Annotated in this window: 20 protein-coding genes and 1 tRNA gene; 13 read left to right on the top strand and 8 right to left on the bottom strand. The window is 68.2% G+C overall.

What is annotated here, in order from left to right; all coding sequences use genetic code 11:
- Positions 1–4: 4 nt before the first annotated feature.
- The 3 genes from B0F77_RS45365 to B0F77_RS45355 all read right to left on the bottom strand — a co-directional run bounded on the left by B0F77_RS45365 (position 5) and on the right by B0F77_RS45355 (position 3518).
- Positions 5–78: transfer RNA gene (locus B0F77_RS45365), tRNA-Lys, on the bottom strand.
- Positions 79–255: 177 nt separating this feature from the next.
- A complete protein-coding gene (locus B0F77_RS45360) occupies positions 256–2532 on the bottom strand; it encodes a M4 family metallopeptidase (RefSeq protein ID WP_211294366.1) in 2277 nt (758 codons plus the stop codon).
- A 143-nt stretch (positions 2533–2675) separates the two neighbouring features.
- Entirely contained in the window at positions 2676–3518 is an 843-nt protein-coding gene (locus B0F77_RS45355) for a helix-turn-helix domain-containing protein (RefSeq protein ID WP_086669245.1), read from the bottom strand.
- A gap of 43 nt (positions 3519–3561) precedes the next feature.
- Between B0F77_RS45355 and B0F77_RS45350 the strand changes: the two genes are divergently transcribed.
- Both B0F77_RS45350 and B0F77_RS45345 read left to right on the top strand, forming a co-directional pair.
- Positions 3562–3984 (top strand): VOC family protein, encoded by a 423-nt coding sequence (locus tag B0F77_RS45350; RefSeq protein WP_245849496.1) that lies wholly within the window; start codon positions 3562–3564, stop codon positions 3982–3984.
- Complete coding sequence (locus B0F77_RS45345; protein WP_086669249.1) at positions 3984–4385, top strand: SRPBCC family protein; 402 nt, start codon at positions 3984–3986, stop codon at positions 4383–4385. Before B0F77_RS45350 ends, B0F77_RS45345 begins: the two co-directional genes overlap by 1 nt.
- Here the strand turns inward: B0F77_RS45345 and B0F77_RS45340 are convergent.
- A complete protein-coding gene (locus tag B0F77_RS45340) occupies positions 4360–5856 on the bottom strand; it encodes a flavin-containing monooxygenase (protein WP_086669248.1) in 1497 nt (498 codons plus the stop codon). The genes B0F77_RS45345 and B0F77_RS45340 overlap by 26 nt on opposite strands.
- Positions 5857–5954: 98 nt before the next feature.
- Between B0F77_RS45340 and B0F77_RS45335 the strand changes: the two genes are divergently transcribed.
- Positions 5955–6581 carry a TetR/AcrR family transcriptional regulator gene (locus B0F77_RS45335; RefSeq protein ID WP_086669244.1) on the top strand — a complete coding sequence of 209 codons (627 nt, stop codon included), beginning with the start codon at positions 5955–5957 and terminating at the stop codon, positions 6579–6581.
- Here the strand turns inward: B0F77_RS45335 and B0F77_RS45330 are convergent.
- Positions 6571–7764, bottom strand: coding sequence for an amidohydrolase (locus B0F77_RS45330; RefSeq protein ID WP_086669243.1), 1194 nt, complete (start codon positions 7762–7764; stop codon positions 6571–6573). The genes B0F77_RS45335 and B0F77_RS45330 overlap by 11 nt on opposite strands.
- An 86-nt stretch (positions 7765–7850) precedes the next feature.
- On the opposite strand from B0F77_RS45330, the gene B0F77_RS45325 reads away from it, so the two are divergent.
- The 8 genes from B0F77_RS45325 (at position 7851) to B0F77_RS45295 (ending at position 12666) form a co-directional block, all read left to right on the top strand.
- Positions 7851–8234, top strand: a complete 384-nt coding sequence (locus tag B0F77_RS45325) for a GntR family transcriptional regulator (RefSeq protein WP_086669242.1) — start codon at positions 7851–7853, stop codon at positions 8232–8234.
- Positions 8235–8266: 32 nt separating this feature from the next.
- Positions 8267–9076 carry an ABC transporter ATP-binding protein gene (locus B0F77_RS45320; protein ID WP_086669247.1) on the top strand — a complete coding sequence of 270 codons (810 nt, stop codon included), beginning with the start codon at positions 8267–8269 and terminating at the stop codon, positions 9074–9076.
- The gene (locus B0F77_RS45315) at positions 9073–9942 is read left to right on the top strand and encodes a hypothetical protein (protein WP_086669241.1); all 870 of its coding nucleotides are present in this window, start codon (positions 9073–9075) and stop codon (positions 9940–9942) included. Before B0F77_RS45320 ends, B0F77_RS45315 begins: the two co-directional genes overlap by 4 nt.
- Before the next feature lie 72 nt (positions 9943–10014).
- Positions 10015–10470 (top strand): hypothetical protein, encoded by a 456-nt coding sequence (locus B0F77_RS47550; protein ID WP_143467272.1) that lies wholly within the window; start codon positions 10015–10017, stop codon positions 10468–10470.
- 53 nt (positions 10471–10523) lie between these two features.
- Complete coding sequence (locus B0F77_RS45310) at positions 10524–11021, top strand: SigE family RNA polymerase sigma factor (RefSeq protein WP_086669240.1); 498 nt, start codon at positions 10524–10526, stop codon at positions 11019–11021.
- Complete coding sequence (locus tag B0F77_RS45305) at positions 11018–11791, top strand: hypothetical protein (RefSeq protein WP_086669239.1); 774 nt, start codon at positions 11018–11020, stop codon at positions 11789–11791. Before B0F77_RS45310 ends, B0F77_RS45305 begins: the two co-directional genes overlap by 4 nt.
- A gap of 48 nt (positions 11792–11839) precedes the next feature.
- Positions 11840–12481, top strand: a complete 642-nt coding sequence (locus B0F77_RS45300) for an HAD family hydrolase (protein ID WP_086669246.1) — start codon at positions 11840–11842, stop codon at positions 12479–12481.
- A 5-nt stretch (positions 12482–12486) separates the two neighbouring features.
- Positions 12487–12666 (top strand): hypothetical protein, encoded by a 180-nt coding sequence (locus tag B0F77_RS45295; RefSeq protein WP_143467271.1) that lies wholly within the window; start codon positions 12487–12489, stop codon positions 12664–12666.
- Here the strand turns inward: B0F77_RS45295 and B0F77_RS45290 are convergent.
- From B0F77_RS45290 to B0F77_RS45280, 3 genes are read right to left on the bottom strand one after another with little or no spacing between them, the layout of a single operon-like run.
- Positions 12648–12983 carry an SRPBCC family protein gene (locus B0F77_RS45290; protein ID WP_086669237.1) on the bottom strand — a complete coding sequence of 112 codons (336 nt, stop codon included), beginning with the start codon at positions 12981–12983 and terminating at the stop codon, positions 12648–12650. The genes B0F77_RS45295 and B0F77_RS45290 overlap by 19 nt on opposite strands.
- 58 nt (positions 12984–13041) lie before the next feature.
- Positions 13042–14001: a quinone oxidoreductase family protein gene (locus tag B0F77_RS45285; protein WP_086669236.1), complete on the bottom strand. Its 960-nt coding sequence runs from the start codon at positions 13999–14001 to the stop codon at positions 13042–13044.
- A 21-nt stretch (positions 14002–14022) separates the two neighbouring features.
- Entirely contained in the window at positions 14023–14850 is an 828-nt protein-coding gene (locus B0F77_RS45280; RefSeq protein ID WP_086669235.1) for an SDR family NAD(P)-dependent oxidoreductase, read from the bottom strand.
- Positions 14851–14960: 110 nt separating this feature from the next.
- Here B0F77_RS45280 and B0F77_RS45275 point away from each other — a divergent pair, with 110 nt between their 5' ends.
- Both B0F77_RS45275 and B0F77_RS49500 read left to right on the top strand, forming a co-directional pair.
- Positions 14961–15545: a TetR/AcrR family transcriptional regulator gene (locus B0F77_RS45275; protein WP_086669234.1), complete on the top strand. Its 585-nt coding sequence runs from the start codon at positions 14961–14963 to the stop codon at positions 15543–15545.
- A 20-nt stretch (positions 15546–15565) separates the two neighbouring features.
- On the top strand, positions 15566–15973 hold the full coding sequence (locus B0F77_RS49500; protein ID WP_211294365.1) for a hypothetical protein: 408 nt from the start codon (positions 15566–15568) through the stop codon (positions 15971–15973).
- Positions 15974–16117: the final 144 nt, after the last annotated feature.

The following is a 16117-nucleotide window of genomic DNA, read 5'->3' as shown; positions in this document are numbered from 1 at the left end:
GGAGTACGCCGCCAGGGACTCGAACCCCGGACCCGCTGATTAAGAGTCAGCTGCTCTAACCAACTGAGCTAGCGGCGCTTGTTTGTGTGCCGGGCACTTCCGTTTCCGACATGAAGAACGTTAGCACAGGGCGCCCAACGGGTTTCGCGCGGGGTCGCCGGGCCGGCTTGGTGACGACACGTGCGGGCTGAGAGCGACGCGCGGTTGCCGCGATCGAGTCCACGATCGCGGCAACCGCACACCCCTGGTGGAGATTCAGCTGAGGGTGAGGGCCGTGTCGTCGATCACGAACGACGTCTGGAGCGAACTGTCCTCCACGCCGGTGAACTTGAAGGTCACCGTCTGGCCCGCGAACGAGGACACGTCGAACGTCTTGAGCACGTAGCCCGCCGCCGCGTTCGTGTTCGAGAACGTGCCGAGCGTGGTGCTGCCCGCCGTGACCGTCAGCTTGTCCCAGACGGTGCTGCCGGACTCGTTGGTGTCGATGTGCAGGTAGAACGTCAGCGACGCCTTGCAACCGGCGGGGATCGTCACCGACTGGGACAGCGAGTCGGTGTGCGACGTGCCCTTGGCGCCCAGGCGGGCCGCCCAGGTGCCGGTGCGGGCGGGTTCGCCGTTCGCGCCGTGCTGGCCGATGACGCCGGAGGTCGCCGTCCAGGAGGCGGTGCCGGACTCGAAGCCCGGGTTGACGATCTTCTGGCCGGAGCAGGTGCCGCCGCTCGTGCCGACGGTCCAGCTGAACGACGCGGTGCCGCTCTTGTTCGCGCTGTCGGTCGCGGTCACCGTGACGTTCGACGTGGCCGCGGTGGTCGGGGTGCCGGAGATGGCGCCGGTGCCCGAGTTGATCGACAGGCCGGCCGGCAGACCGGTGGCGGACCAGGTGTACGGGGCGGTGCCGCCGCTCACGGACAGCGGCAGGCTCACCGCGGTGCCGACGGTGCCGGACTGGTTGCCGGGGTTGCTGACGGTGACCGTGCCGGTCGCGCTGCAGGTCGGGTCCGCGGACTGCGCGGGCACGCTCACGGCGTCCCAGGCCGCCTTGACGGTGTTGAACTCCGCGCAGCTGCCGGGGTAGAGGTTCTTCGCGGCGGTCAGCGTCCACGTGCGGTACTTCAGGTACGAGCTGCTGGAGGTCTTGAGCAGCATGGCGTTGTAGAAGATCTTGATGGCCTTCTCGACGCCCAGGCCGGTGATCGACGTGTTGTTGCACGTGGTGCTGGCCGGCTGGCCGTTGGTCGGGTTCGTGCCCTGCGCGAGCAGGTAGAACCAGTGGTTGCCGGGGCCGGCGGCCGCGTGCACCTCGGTGTTCGGGATCGAGCTGGAGTAGCAGTTCGCGTGCCCGAGCGCCGACGGGTTGTACATGTTCCGGATCGGGCCCTTGCCGACCAGGTTGATCGTCTCGCCGACCAGGAAGTCCGGGGTGTCGTAGGGCGACGGCTCGCCCGCGAACCACTCGGTGGTGGCGCCGAAGACGTCCGCGACGAACTCCTGCGTGCCGGCACCGGAGATGCCGCCCGGCGTGTGGTCGTCGATGCCGTGGCCGAGCTCGTGCGCCACGACGTCGATCGAACCGATCCACTGGCCGGCGGTGTTCTTGCCGATCTGGACCTGGCTGCCGTCGTAGTACGCGTTCTGGTCGTTCAGGCCGACGCGCATCGGCCAGCCGCCGCCGTTGCCGTCGAAACCGTTGCGACCCAGCCACTGCGTGAGCATCTTCGACTCGGTCTGCGCCGCGAACAGCACGTCCACGCAGCCGGTCTCGCGGTTGGTCTGGGTGCCGTTGCCCCACGTGTCGGTGGACTTGGTGAACGTCGTGTTGGTCGCCGCGTCCTGGCAGCTGACGTTGGTCAGGTTCGGGTCCTTCATCGAGAACGTCGAACCGGACTGCGTGGTGGCGATGGTGACCGGGTTCGGGCCGTTCCAGCCGCTGGTGCCGGTGCCGTGCATGACGCGTTCCTGCGTGCGCAGGACCTTACCGGTGGCGGCGTCCACGACCACGTCGAGCTTGCTCGGGCCCTCGTCGTCCCGGCCGGTGACCGCGACCTTCCAAGCGAGCTTCGGGGCGGTGTCGAGCGCGTAGACGACCTGTTCGGCCGTGCCCACGCTGTCCACAGTGGACATGGCCGTCCTGGCGGTGGTCTCGGCCGCCGCCTTGGTGACCGACGGCGCGGTGCTGGGGAGGTCGATCGTCGCGCTCTGGTCGACCGACGTCTGGAGCACCTGGCCGGTCGCGTTGGTGACGACGACGAAGTCACCGCCCACGACCGGAATCCCCTTGTAGGTCCGCTCGTAGGGGATGTACTTGAGACCGTTCGTCGACGAGATGACGCCGTGGCGGACGAACTCGTCGTTCGCGCTGGCGTGCAGCTGGGGTGCGCGGCTGTCGACGAGACTCGCGGCCGCGTCCACGGCCATCGCGTCGGCGGTCTGGCTCGGCGGTGCGGCCACCGCTGTCTGCGCGCCGGTCTGGGTGAGCACGGCGGCGACCAGTGAACCTGCTGCGGCCAGCACGAATGTGCGTCTGGCTTGCATTTGTTCTCCTCGTTGCAGGGCGAAGACACCGGCCCTCGGTTGCAGGGGGAGCCGGTGGTTCGTTGAGGCGAATGTGGTGGCGGAGCAGGGAAAGAATGAGTTGCCGGGCGATCCTTAACAAGAGCTAACTTATTCACACCTCACTATTCGATCGCGTTTGGACGGATTGCTGCCGAAGATTCCCTTGTCGGGCTTGATGTTCGATTTGCCCCGAGAAGTCGGCGCAGTGCGGTTGGCGTGTGGCCGAGGTGTTCGCGCACCGTCCGGCACAGATGAGCCTGGTCGGAGAACCCGAGATCGGCGGCGAGCACGGCCAGGCTGGGTTCGCCCTCCTCCAACCGATCCAGTGCGCGGGCGACGCGAACCCCGTTGCGGTAGCGGGTGAGCGACACCCCGAGCTCGCGGGTGAAGGCACGGCTCAGCCGGTAGGGCGAGACACCGAGCAGCTCGGCGAGCGGAATCAGGTTCGCCGACGCCGGATGGTCGTCGCCGATCACGGCACGAGCCTTCGCGACCAGTGCCGAGTCGCCGGCGCCGCCCGGCACCGTCGTGGTGACCACCTGCTGGACGGCCTGCGCCACCAGGTCGACCAGTCCTTCGGCGGCGCTGTCGGAGCCGGCCGCCAGCAGCCGGCGATGGGCCAGGTCGAGCTTTCCGTTCACGTACAGCGTCGAACCGGACAACCTCGCCGCGTCGCCGGCCAACGACCGCCACAGCTCGGGTCTCAGGCTGATCGACGTGCACACGTCGCCGCCGGCGGGATGGCTGAAGTGCTCCTCCTCGCCGGGCAGCCCGAGATAGCCGACCGTCCGGTCGAGATCGGTGCACACGCCGCGGACCCGGCGGCGGAACCCGCCGCTGCGCACGAGCACCAGTCGCACGTCCTCGCGCGGCTGCTCGGCCGACCAGCCGCGGTGGTCGTCGCGGCAGTCCACCGCGGACACGGTGAACTCCGGGCGTGCCGCGAGGTCGATGAAGGAGAGCACCCCTTCAGGCTAGGGAAGGGGTCCGACAATTTTCGGCGCAAGGATGTTCAAGACCAGGCAGGTGGTCGCGGCGCAGGCTGGTGCGCGTCAACCCGAGAAGGAGTGGAACACCATGCCGGCACTGGCCCAGCTCACCACGATCGTCCTCGACTGCGCGGACCCCGGTCCGCTGGCCGAGTTCTACCACGCGGTCACCGGGTGGAAGGTCACCTCGAGCGACGAGGACTCGGCCTACCTGGGCGAGGACGGCGTGCAGCTCGCCTTCTTCCGCGTGCCCGACTACCAGCCGCCCGCGTGGCCCAGCTCCACCAAGCAGGCGCACCTGGACTTCCACGTCGCCGACCTCGACCTCGCGGTCAAGCAGTTGCTCGAACTCGGTGCCACCAAACCGGAGTTCCAGCCCGGCGAGGGGCAGTGGACGGTGCTGGCCGACCCGCAGGGCCACCTGCTGTGCCTGGTGGCGTGATGGCCTCCATCAGCCTGGAAGTCCTGATCGAGTCCAGCGCCGACGACGTGTGGAAGGTGATCGGCGAGTTCGCCACGGGCCCCTCGCGGATGGCGGCGGGGTTCGTCGTGGACACACAGGCCGAAGGCGAGTTCCGGACCGTCACGTTCGCCGACGGCACGGTGGTCAGGGAACGGCGCATCGGTCTCGACGACAACGCGCGCCGGATCGCCTACTCGATCGTCGGCGGTTCCGTCGAACCGGAGCACGACAACGCCTCCATGCAGGCGTTCCCCGACGGCGAACAGCGCTGCCGGCTGGTGTGGACCCGGGACGTGCTGCCCGACCGGCTGGCCGCGCCCATCGCCGACTCGATGACCCGCGGCCTGGAGGTCATCAGGCGGACTCTTGGAGCTGGTTGATCGACGAGTAGGTGTAGTGCTCCACCGGGAAACGGCCCGCTGCCCGGTGGGCACTGATCGTCGACGTCGGCCGGAGCAGCGTGGCTTCGCCGTGCTGGTTGAAGTAGTAGCTGTGCGCGGTGGCGCATTGGCCGAGCGAGAACACCGAGTTCTGCGTGACCTTCGTGCGCATGCGGTCCAGGAACTCGTCGTTGGCCTGCTGGGTGACCTCGAACAGATCGGCGTCACGTGAGTGCATCGCGGTGAACAGCCGCCGGATGTGCTTCATCTGGCACTCGATCGTCGTGAAGTACGACAGTCCGCTGTACGAGTAGGGACTGTTGAGCGACAAGTAGTTCGGGAAGCCCGGCACCGTCACGCCTTCGTAGGCCTGGAACCGGTGCTGCCGCCACCACGCGCCGAGATCCCTGCCGTCGCGGCCGATCACCTGGAACGCCGGGAAGTTGGTGTCCCAGAGGTTGAATCCCGTTGCCAGTACGAGCACATCGACGTCCACCCGGCCGTTCGCGGTGACGAGCCCGGTGGCGTCGATGTGGTCGATGGTGGACGTTTCGAGCTGGACGTGCGGCCGCGTGAACGTGCGGAAGTAGTCGTTGGAGAACGTGGGCCGCTTGCAGCCGAACGAATAGTCCGGCGTGAGCTTGCGGCGCAACAGGGGATCGCGGACCTGCCGGTGCAGATGCCTGCGGCACCACCACTCCGCCAGCCGGTTCGCGACCCGCAACTGCTTGTAGTGCACCACTCCCGAGATCATCATCAGCTCCAGGACCGAGCTGCCCAGCCACCGCGCGGCCCGCTGGACGAACGGCAGCCGTGCGAACAGCGTCCGGACACCGCGCGGAATCCGGTAGTCGGGCTTGGGGCTCACCCAGATCGGCGTCCGCTGGAACACGGTCAACGCGGCCGCGGACTTCGCGAGCTCGGGGATCAGCTGCACGGCCGTGGCGCCGGTGCCGATGATCGCGACTCGTTTGCCGGACAGGTCCGCGGGTTCCCAGGCGGCGGTGTGGATCACCTTGCCCGCGAACGCGTCGATGCCCGCGATGTCGGGTGTCTTCGGCATCGACAGGAAACCCGTGGCGGTCACGAGATACCGCGCGGTGATCGTCTCTCCGCCCGCGACGACCTCCCAGTGGTCGCCCCGCCAGCTCGCACCGGTCACCGTCACGCCGAAGCGCATCGACTGGCGCAGGTCGTACTTGTCCGCCACGTGCTCGGCGTACCGCTTGAGTTCCTCGCCCGGCGCGAACAGTCGTGACCAGTGCGGATTCGGTTCGAACGAGTAGGAGTAGGTCGAGGACGGGATGTCCACGGCGAGGCCCGGATAGCGGTTCACGTGCCAGGTGCCGCCGAGGTCGTCCTCCCGTTCCAGGATCAGCAGGTCGTGGTGGCCGAGCCGCTTGAGCTCGATCGCCGCGCCCATGCCGCCGAACCCGGCACCGACGACCACCGCGTCGTACTGGGGGTCCATCCTGACCTCCTCGCTGAAACGGAATCGCATGTCAGTTCCGGAACCGTATGTCAGTTCTCAGGTGATCACAAGTGTTCGCAGGTCATAGACTTGGAGGTATGACGTCCAGCGCCGAACCTGTCAGCCGCGCCGAGCGCAAGAAGCAGGAACTGCGCCGCGAGATCATCGACGCGGCCTTCGACTGCTTCGCCGAACGCGGCTACCACGCCACCGGCATCGCCGACGTGGCCACGCGCCTCGGCATCGGGCACGGGACGTTCTACCGCTACTTCCAGAACAAGCGGGACATCGTCGACCACGTCGTGGACGAGCTGGTCGCGCGCATCACCGGCGCCCTGACCGCGGAGAACGCGCCGGACGCGGTGTCGACGCTCGCCGAGTACCGCGAGCAGTCCGCGCGCATCGGCGACGCGCTGGCCCGCATCTTCGGCGAGGACCCGCGCGTCCCGCGGCTGCTGCTGTTCGAGGCGCCCGGCATCGACCGGGCCATGGCGGAACGGATCCTCGACCTGTTCGACCTCGCCGCCGCGCTCACCGCCGCCTACCTGTCGCACGGCGTCGAACTGGGCTACCTGCGCGCCGACCTCGACGTCGGCAACACCGCGAGGGCCATCAACGGCATGATCCTCGGCTCGGCGATCACCTCGCTGCGCACGCCGGAAGACCAGCGCGCGCTCAGCGAGGCGGTCCGGCGCGTGATGTACGACGGCATCGCTAGCTCCTGAGCCACTCCCTCGCGGCGACGACCAGCGCGTCGACCCCGGTGCTCAGCGTCGGTTCGATGTCCGGTGCGAACTCGGGGGAGTGGTTCATCGCGACGGCCCGGCCGGGTTCCCAGTTCGAGAAGTCGACGCCGCCGAAGAACCAGAACACCGTCGGCACGCCCGCGGCAGAGCCGAACACGCCCACGTCCTCGCTGGCGTTGACCGTCGCACCTGGAATCAGCCGCTCCGCGCCGAAGTGCTCGGTGAACGCGGCCACCGTCCGGCCGGTCGCGCTCTCGTCCGACACGAGCACCGGGGTACCGCCGTGCCACTCGATCTCCGGCTCGCGCGGCGCGCCGGACGCGGCTGCCTCGGCACGCACGATCCGTTCGACGGCGTCGCGCACGATGCCGGCGATGTGCTCGTTGAACGTCCGGATGTTGACCCCGATCTCGGCCGTCTCCGGAATCACGTTGTCCTTGGTGCCCGCCTGCAACCGTCCAACCGTGACGACCGCACGCTCCGACGGTGCGATCTCGCGCGAGACGATCCCCTGCAGCCGCACAACAACATGCGCGGCCATCAGCACCGGATCGACCGCGATCTCGGGCGCCGAACCGTGCCCACCCCGGCCGAACAACGTGATCCGCGCCGAGTCGGACGCCGCCATCACCGGCCCGCTGCCATGCGCGATGAACCCGGCCGGCAACGGCCCGACGTGCTGCGCCAGCACGACGTCCGGCTTGCCGAACCGGTCGAACAGCCCGTCCTCGACCATGTTCCGCGCGCCGCAGCCCAGTTCCTCGGCGGGCTGGAAGACCACGAGCAGGGTTCCCGACCACTCCGCCTGGGTCTGGGCGAGCTGTGCGGCCGCCCCGATCAGGCACGTGGCGTGCATGTCGTGCCCGCACGCGTGCGCCACCGGTACGTCTTCACCGTCGGAATTGGTCGCCCGTGCGGTCGAGGCGTAAGGCAATCCGGTCTTCTCCTCGACCGGCAGCGCGTCGATGTCCGCGCGGAGCATCACGACGGGACCGTCGCCGTTGCGCAGTACGCCGACAACGCCCGTGCCGCCCACTTCGGTCGTGACGTCGAAACCCAACGGCCGCAACGCGTCTGCGAGGACTCCGGCGGTGCGGAACTCCTGCAGCGACAGTTCGGGGTGGCGGTGCAGGTCGCGGTAGAGCTCGTGCAGGTCGGTCATGACCCGATCCTGACACGTCGTGTTGACAGCCCGGCCTCCGTTGGGTAGATAGTTGTTTAACTAGTTAACTAGATAAAGAGGCTTTGGTGATCGAGTTCCGGATCGACCGCCGCTCCGGCGTGGCCGCCTACCAGCAGCTGGTCAACCAGACCAAGCACGCGTTGCGCCTGGGGCTGCTGCAGCCGGGAGACCAGCTGCCCACGGTGAAGGAGGTCGTGGCCACGACCTCGATCAACCCGAACACGGTGCTGAAGGCCTACCGGGAACTGGAACTCGGCGGGCTCGTGGAAGGACGTCGCGGGGTGGGGACCTTCGTGTCCGCGGTGCTGACCCAGCCGGACGCCGACCAGTTGCGGGAGGAACTGGCCGGGTGGATGCGGCGGGCACGGGAGGACGGACTGGACCGCGAGTACGTCGAGGCACTCGTCAAAGCACTACTGGACCTGCACTACGAAGGAGAAGGACGTTGACCACGATCGCGCTCGACGCGAAGGCGCTCACCATGCGCTATCGACGCGGCTGGGGGCTGCGCGACTGCACGTTCCTGCTGCCCGCCGGCCGGATCTCGGCACTGATCGGACCCAACGGGGCAGGCAAGAGCACGCTCATGCGCCTCGCCACGGGGCTGATGCGGCCGACCAGCGGGGAGATCCGTGTGCTGGGGCAGGCACCCGGCAGGCACGGCACGAACCGGCAGCTCGCGTTCCTCGGGCAGGACAAGCCGCTGTACAAGGGTTTCACCGTCGAGGAGATGCTGCGGGTGGGCGCGAAGCTGAACCCCGGCTGGGACGACCAGTACGCCCACCGGCTCGTGCGTGAGGCGGACGTGCCGTTCGACGCGAAGGTCGGCACGCTGTCCGGCGGCCAGCGCACGCGGGTCGCGCTCGCCATCGCGATGGGCAGGCGCCCCGAGCTGCTGATGCTCGACGAGCCGCTGGCCGACCTCGATCCCGTGGCACGACAGGAGGTCATGCAGACCGTGCTCGCCGAGGTCGCCGAGACGGGCATGACCGTGCTGCTGTCCTCGCACGTGATCGCCGACCTCGACGGAGTGTGCGATCACCTGCTGCTGTTGTCCGGCGGACGGGTCCAGTTGCAGGGCGACGTCGAGGATCTGCTCGCGCAGCACCGGCTTCTGGTCGGATCCCGGGAGCTGGTGCTGCCGGACGGCGTGGTCGAGGCGCGCACGACCGGGCGTCAGGCGACCGTGCTCGCCCGCACCTCCGACGCTCCCGGCTGGGACACCAACGAGCCGTCGCTCGAAGAACTGGCGCTGGCCTACCTGCGTTCCGCGAAGAAGGTGACGGCATGACCTGGGTGGCGTGGCGGCAGCAACGGCTGCAGATCCTCCTCAGTCTCGGCATCATCGTCGGACTGGCCGCGGTGATGACGTTCGTCCGGTTCGACGCGCGGTCGATCACCGACGAGCAGCTCCTCGACGACCGGTACGGCACGTACCTCAACTACCTGCGCCTCGCGCTGCTCGCACTGCCCGTGCTGCTCGGCATGTTCGCCGGCGCACCGCTCTTCGGCCGCGAGATCGAACACGGCACGCACGTGTTCGGCCTGACCCAGTCGATCGGCCGGACCCGGTGGTGGGCCACCAAGATCCTGGTCGCGGGGCTGCCGGTGATCGCAGGCATGACCCTGCTCGGACTGCTCAACGCGTGGTCCTCGGTGCCGCTGCAGTCCGTGATGTTCGGCGGCCGGCTGGTGACGCCGACGTTCGAGATCCAGGGCCTCACCCTCGGTGCCTACACGGCGCTGGCCTTCACGCTCAGCGCGACCTTCGGCCTGCTGGTGCGCAACACGCTGGCCGCCATGGTGATCACGGTGATCGCGTACGTCCCGGTGATCGGCGTGATCGGCAACGCACTGCGGCCGGCCTACGCGACACCGATCACGTCGACGAGCGACAAGCTGCCGGCGGGCGCGTGGATCGTCGAGTCGTCCTATGTGGACGCTGCGGGCAACCACGTCCCGTTCTCTCCCGCGGGATGCGACACGTCCATCACCGAGTGCATGCGTGCCCAGGGAGTAGTGCGCCAGGTCGGGTTCCAGCCGGACGACCGGTTCTGGTCGTTCCAGGCCATCGAGGCCGGCTTGTTCGTGGCGCTGGCCGCTCTGGTCGTCGGTGTGGGGGCCTGGGCGCTGCACAACCGGCTTCGCCTGGCCTAGGGCCGCCTCGATCACCTCGGGGTCCAGTTCGGACAGTCCGTCCCTGCTGAGGTCGTCGAGCGTCGTGCCGCGATGACCGAACAGGATGTGGGCGATCTCGTGCATGATGATGTGCTCCTGCTGCAGCCGGCGGGCAGCGGTCAGCGAGTCCAGTTGCTCGTCGGCCAGCGCCGCGCTGTCGTCGTCGAGGAAGTAGCTCACCCTCACACCGAAGAACCGGGCCAGCGCCTCCAGCGTCTCGATCTTCGGGTTGGTCTCCTGGCCCGTCCGCAGCTTCCACGCCGTCGTCCGCGACTTGCCGATGTGCTCACCGATCACCTGGTCGGCGACGGTGGTCTAGCCGTCCCGCGCGGCCTTCTTCTCGATCAACGTGGTCAGCGCCAGCGCCAGGGACCGCCGCGGCTCCGAGGACACAGATCACTCTCCATTGGCGGACGTCGTGTTCAGGCGTCTGCCAGATTAGCTTCAGCTGCCGATGTAAGGGCCGAGGGCTCTCAGCAGCCGTTGAGAAACCAGATGCAACGTTAGGGGTCACTTCTCCATTAGGGGTGCGAAATCGAGGTCGAGTCGACGATCGGGAGTTGCCGGTGGAGTTTGCTGAGTACGTGGCAAGGCAGCGTCCCGCGCTGTTGCGGTTCGCCATGGTCCTGACCTGTCAGAGGTGGCTGGCCGAGGACCTGGTGAGCGACGTGCTGGGCCGGGCGTTCGAGCGCTGGGAACGGATCTCGGGAGTGGACGAGCCGAACGCCTACGTGCGGCGGATGGTCGTCAACGAGTACCTGTCCTGGCGCAGAATGCTGACCCGCACGTCCCCGCGCGCCGAGGTCGAGCCGATGGTGATCTCCGACGGCGCGGACGAGCGGGCCGAGCGCGACGCGATGATCAGCCGCCTCGCCGGCCTGCCCAGGAAGCAGCGCGCGGCCGTGGTCCTGCGCTACTACGCGGGCCTGTCCGACAGAGAGATCGCCACCCAGTTGGGGTGCCGGGAGCCGACCGTGCGCAGCCAGATCCATCGGGCACTCCAGGTTCTGCGCATCGACCTCACCGTCACCGCCCCCGACTTCCAGGAGACCTCATGAGCGACCTTCGCACCCTCCACGACGCCTTCGCCGAGTTGGAGCGGCGCATCGACGCCACGGCCACGGCCCCGGTCGTGCGGCCGCGACGTGCTATGCGGCTGGTCCCCGTCGCGGCCAGCGTCGTCGCGGTGGCGAGCCTGTTCGCGGGTGTGGTGTGGCTGGCCCCGAGCAACTCCGGCACGCCGGCCGCCGGCCCGCCGACCACCGCACCGTCCACGACCACGTCGCGTGATCCGGTTCCCCACTCCGCGGAAGACCTGATCGCCCGGTTCAAGGTGGTGCTCGGCGACACCGCGACCATCGACGTGATCTCGAAAAACGTCCTGGGTCCCGCGTCTCCGTCGAACAACCTGGGGACGGGGGTGGTGGCGATACCGCTGGACAGGGAGCCGGACGCCACCACCTACGCGCTCATCTACGGCACCCTGACCTCTTCGGGCGCCACCGGGAGCTTCAGCCTGTCGGTCCATCCCGCCGGCGATTCCAGGCCCGAGACGTGGTGCAGGACCTACATTCAGACGGACTGTGTCGTCAGCACGCTGCCCGACGGCTCCCGACTGGCGACCGAGACAGCTCGGCCGGCTCCCGGCGCGGCGTCGTACCTGGCGTGCCTCAAGCGGCCCGACGGGACGATGGTCTTTCTGCAGGTCAGCAACCAGGAAGACCCCGCGGGCGCAGTGATCGGCACGCCGGGTGGCAAGTTCCACGCGCAGCAGCCGCCACTGACCCTCGAGCAGCTGAAGGCGATCGTCACCTCCAGCAAGTGGTGACGAGGTTCGTGATGGCCGGCGAATGGGCGATCGATGAGGATGAGGGCAGTGAAGCGCTACCTGCTGTTCGATCACGACGGCGTCCTGGTCGATACCGAGTTCTGGTACTTCCAGGCGGGAGCACGCGCTCTCGCCGAGATCGGTGTGACCCTGGACAAGGATGAGTACCTCAGCGACATGAGTCAGGGGCTCGGGACCTGGGCCCGGGCCGAGGCCGCAGGTGTCGACGAGCAGACCATCGGCAGGCAACGCGCGGTCCGGGACGCCTACTACCAGGAGTACCTGAGAACCGAGTCGATCGAGATCGAAGGTGTCGTCGAAACCCTGGCCGAACTGTCGAAGTTCGTTCGCATGGCCATCGTGACCACCGCGAAGCGCGCGGATTTCGACATCATCCACGAGAAGCGCCAGATCTGTCAGTTCATGGACTTCGTTCTTGCGCGCGAGGACTACACGCTCGCCAAGCCGCACCCGGAGCCGTACCTGACCGGGCTGGACCGGATGGGGGCGAGCAGGGAGGAGACTCTGGTCGTCGAGGATTCGGCCAGGGGGCTGCGCTCGGCGGTGGCGGCCGGCATCGACTGTGCCGTCGTCCACAATGAATTCACGAAAGGACAGGATTTCTCTGGAGCCGGCTATCGGATCCAGACTCTGATGGAATTGAAGGAAATCATCCTGAATTCACGATGAGGGCCGTGCGCGTCGAACTGGAGCCGGTCGCTCTGCTCGCCGCCTGGGTCTTGCCGCGGTCGTCGATCCGGCGCAGCGTGAAGAGGTTGTCGAGCTGGTCCATGTCCACGCCCGGCCGGCTCAGCGAGCTCGCTGTGACTCGGCTGAGCCGGCCGGTGCCCACACTTCACAGCTGGCTGGCGTAGGCCGCGTCGAGGGTCTTCTTCATGAGCTCAGCGAATTCATTCATGAGGCTGGTGGCCCAGTCGTGCTGCGAAGCCGGGGCGAACTCTGTGGTCCAGACGAGGTGCACACCCGTGTCGTCCTCGCGTACGACCATTGTGCCCAGGTGGTGGGTCAGGGGAGTGCCTTCGGTCGTCTGGTAGACGAGCCGCTTGTGCACTGCGTAGATGTCGTCCACGGCATCCCACGCGAAGGCCGCGCTGGCGTCGACGGGGATGTCGACCGTCATCGCGCTGATGCCGGTTTCCTCGTTGAAGTCGATCTGCATGGGCAGCGTCATGGCTGCCTTCTCTTTCCTGATCACTGGTTGTGGAGGTCGTTGTCGTGTGACCGGGCCGTCACGGCGTCATGACCACCCGGCCGAGACGGCCGCGCTGCTCGGCGTAGCGGTGCGCGTCGGCGGCGTCGGCGAGCGGGAAGGTCCGGTCGACGAGCACCTCGAGGTCGCCCTCGGCGACCCGGCGGAAGATGTCAGCGAGGTAGGCGCGCACGCGAGGCGTGTGAAAGATCTTGCTGAGCATGAAGCCCTTCATCGTGCGGTCGCCCATGGCGAGGGTGACCGGGTCGATCAGGGGCTGGCCGGCTGAGCCTCCGACGAAGTTGATCGTGCCGCCCTCGCGTGTGGCGAGGATCAGCTCCTGGGTCATCGGACCGCCGACGGGATCGACGACCAGGTCGACACCGGCGCCGTCGGTGAGGTCCAGGACGCGCTGGCGCACGTCTTCGGTGGTGTAGTCGATGCCGTCGTGCAGGCCGAGCCGGCGCAACGCATCGAGTTGCCGCCGGCTCGACCCCGTCCCGATGACCCGCGCCCCGGCCTTCGCCGCGAGCTGCACCGCGGCGAAACCGACACCGCCCGTCACGCCCTGCACCAGCACGGTGCTGCCCGTGGTGACCGCGGCCCGCTCGAACAGCGCCTCGTAGGCGGTGCCGAACGCGACCGGCACGCACGCCGCCGCCGCCGCGTCGAGACCGTCGGGCAGGACCCAGCAATGATCCGGCCGCACCACCCGGAGTTCGGCATGCGACCCGGTCTCTCCGAAGGCGCTCACGCGATGGCCGACCCGCAGATCGGTGACGTGCTTACCGACGGCGATCACCGTGCCCGCGGTGCTGTAGCCGACGATGTGGGGGCTGTGCGGGAGCGGGACCATCCGCCTGTTGAGCAGGTCACCGCCCTCGATGCTGATCGCCTCGACACGGATCAGCACCTCGTCGGCGCCGGGCACGGGGTCGGCGACCTCCTCGTAGCTGAGCACCTCGGGACCGCCGTTCTCGCGGTACACGGCTGCTTTCATGATCGTTTTGCTCCAGTCTCGTCAGAGGTTGCCGTGGGCGCGTGCGGACACGTCGGTCCATTCGTCCCAGGTGGACAGTCGTGCGGTGTACTGGCTGCGGACCCTGGGCAGGACCGTCTTGCCCAGGGTCAGTCGCAGCGGTGGCTCGGTGGCGTCGATCGCGGCGAACACGGCGGGCGCGGTGGCGGCGGGGTCGGCGACGTCCGCCGGATCGAAGCCCGCGAGCAGGGCTCGGCGAGCCTCGTCGTAGGCGGGGATCTCGGGGGAGGCCTTGACGGACGCGGCGCTGGCGAACTCGGTGGCGTAGGGGCCGGGTTCGATGAGGGTCACCTTGATGCCGAGGTGGGCGACCTCCCGCGACAAGGCGTCCATCATGCCCTCCAGCGCCCACTTGGAGGCGTTGTACAGGCCGAGGGTCGGCTCGCCGACCAGTCCGGCCACGCTGGACACCGACACGACGTGGCCGCTTCCCTGCTCGCGCAGCAACGGCAGCGCCGCCTGCGTCACCCACAAGGCTCCGAGCAGGTTGGTGTCCAGCAACTGCCGGACATCGGCCTCCCGGACTTCCTCGACAGCGCCGCGCAAGGCGTAACCGGCGTTGTTGACGACCACGTCGAGTCGCCCGAAGTGGTCGTGGGCGGCGGCCACGGCGTCGAACACGGCGCCGCGCCGGGTGACGTCCAGCGGCAGGGTCAGCGCGGTGTCGGGGAACGCCTCGGCCAGCGGTTTGAGCTGGCTGTCGTCGCGTGCCGTGGCGACGACCAGGTCACCCCGCTTCAATGCGGCCTCCGCCCACAGTCGGCCGAAGCCGCGTGAGCAGCCGGTCATGAACCAGACCTTCTCGGCCATGTGTCTCCCCTTGCGTCCGTCCGGGAAGTAAGATGAACCATGGTTCGACTTTATCATGAACCATGATTCATCTTCCGGCAAGGCGTGGATGGACTACGTGAGGAGAAGCCGTGACCGAAGGTCGGACGCTGCGCGCCGATGCCGTGCGCAACCGCAAGAAGATCCTTGCCGCCGCTCGTGAGCAGGTGACCGCGCACGGCCCGGACGTGGGGATGGACGAGATCGCCACAGCGGCGGGGGTGGCCGTGGGCACCCTGTACCGCCACTTCCCGACCAAGACCGACCTGGTCGCCGCCGTCATGGAGGAGTTCGTCGCGCGGATCGCCGACGACATCGAGGCCGCCTGTGGGCGCGTCGCGGCGGGAGGGCGGGCGTGGGACGAACTCGCCGGCTTCCTGGCCCGCCTCATCGAGGCCGCCGCGACCGACCAGGCCATCAAGGCGGCGACTCAGACGCTCGGCGCCGTCCCCGACAAGGCCGACGAGGACCGTGCCAGCGTGGCCCTCGCACACCTCATCCGCACTGCCCAGTCCGACGGCGATCTCCACCCGGACGTCAGCGTCGCGGACATCTACCTGCTCTTTTCTTCCGTACCCACCGACTGTCCACCGACGACACGCACCCGCTGGCTCACCCTCGTCCTCTTCGGACTCAACCCACATGGCCGCGCCGGCGATCGCACGAGTGCGCGATAGAGGGAGCGCTCATCCAACTGATGCGGATCGGCGCCCCTCGGCGGCGGGCCGAGCGGGTCGCGCTTCTGGAAGCGTCCGCGACGTTGCTGAAGCAGGCCGCAGTCGATCTGCCCGGCCTCGTTGTAGACCACGACCTCACCGTCGAGCACCGCGGCACGTCCTCGCAGTGCCGCGGTGAGCACGCCGTCAACGCCCGCTACGTGCGAAACACGAGACTCATCGACGCACTGATGCGCCAGGCGATGGCTGCTCTCGCAGGCGCACGTGCCTACTACGACCGCCAACGCGCACGCGGACTCCCGCACAACGCCGCTCTACGGCACGTCGGCAACCGTCTCGTCGGGATCCTTCACGGCTGTCTGGCCACCAGCAGCCTCTACGACGAGGCCACCGCCTGGGGCCACCACACCGCGGCTGCAGCGGCCTGACCCCTTAATCCCAGGGATGTCCTCGGGCTCGCAAACCATGATCCACAGCGCTGAAGAGGAGCACGTGAATGAGTACGGAAAATGCAAAAAAGCAGGTAGAGACGAATCTCTACCTGCTTCTCTGGAGTACGCCGCCAGGGACTC

This window comes from Lentzea kentuckyensis, assembly GCF_002150765.1.
Taxonomy (GTDB): domain Bacteria; phylum Actinomycetota; class Actinomycetes; order Mycobacteriales; family Pseudonocardiaceae; genus Lentzea; species Lentzea kentuckyensis.
Note: the sequence above shows the minus strand (reverse complement) of the source record. Positions and strands in the feature narration are given on the sequence as shown.

Bases quoted from the DNA above. Each gene is read 5' to 3' on its own strand.
- B0F77_RS45280 (WP_086669235.1), bottom strand. From the start codon at position 14,850: ATGGCCGAGAAGGTCTGGTTCATGACCGGCTGCTCACGCGGCTTCGGC.
- B0F77_RS45335 (WP_086669244.1), top strand. From the start codon at position 5,955: ATGACGTCCAGCGCCGAACCTGTCAGCCGCGCCGAGCGCAAGAAGCAG.
- B0F77_RS49500 (WP_211294365.1), top strand. From the start codon at position 15,566: ATGCGGATCGGCGCCCCTCGGCGGCGGGCCGAGCGGGTCGCGCTTCTG.
- B0F77_RS45290 (WP_086669237.1), bottom strand. From the start codon at position 12,983: ATGACGCTGCCCATGCAGATCGACTTCAACGAGGAAACCGGCATCAGC.
- B0F77_RS45320 (WP_086669247.1), top strand. From the start codon at position 8,267: ATGCGCTATCGACGCGGCTGGGGGCTGCGCGACTGCACGTTCCTGCTG.
- B0F77_RS45350 (WP_245849496.1), top strand. From the start codon at position 3,562: ATGTTCAAGACCAGGCAGGTGGTCGCGGCGCAGGCTGGTGCGCGTCAA.
- B0F77_RS45330 (WP_086669243.1), bottom strand. From the start codon at position 7,764: ATGACCGACCTGCACGAGCTCTACCGCGACCTGCACCGCCACCCCGAA.
- B0F77_RS45285 (WP_086669236.1), bottom strand. From the start codon at position 14,001: ATGAAAGCAGCCGTGTACCGCGAGAACGGCGGTCCCGAGGTGCTCAGC.
- B0F77_RS45340 (WP_086669248.1), bottom strand. From the start codon at position 5,856: ATGGACCCCCAGTACGACGCGGTGGTCGTCGGTGCCGGGTTCGGCGGC.
- B0F77_RS45305 (WP_086669239.1), top strand. From the start codon at position 11,018: ATGAGCGACCTTCGCACCCTCCACGACGCCTTCGCCGAGTTGGAGCGG.
- B0F77_RS45345 (WP_086669249.1), top strand. From the start codon at position 3,984: ATGGCCTCCATCAGCCTGGAAGTCCTGATCGAGTCCAGCGCCGACGAC.
- B0F77_RS45315 (WP_086669241.1), top strand. From the start codon at position 9,073: ATGACCTGGGTGGCGTGGCGGCAGCAACGGCTGCAGATCCTCCTCAGT.
- B0F77_RS45360 (WP_211294366.1), bottom strand. From the start codon at position 2,532: ATGCAAGCCAGACGCACATTCGTGCTGGCCGCAGCAGGTTCACTGGTC.
- B0F77_RS47550 (WP_143467272.1), top strand. From the start codon at position 10,015: ATGACCGAACAGGATGTGGGCGATCTCGTGCATGATGATGTGCTCCTG.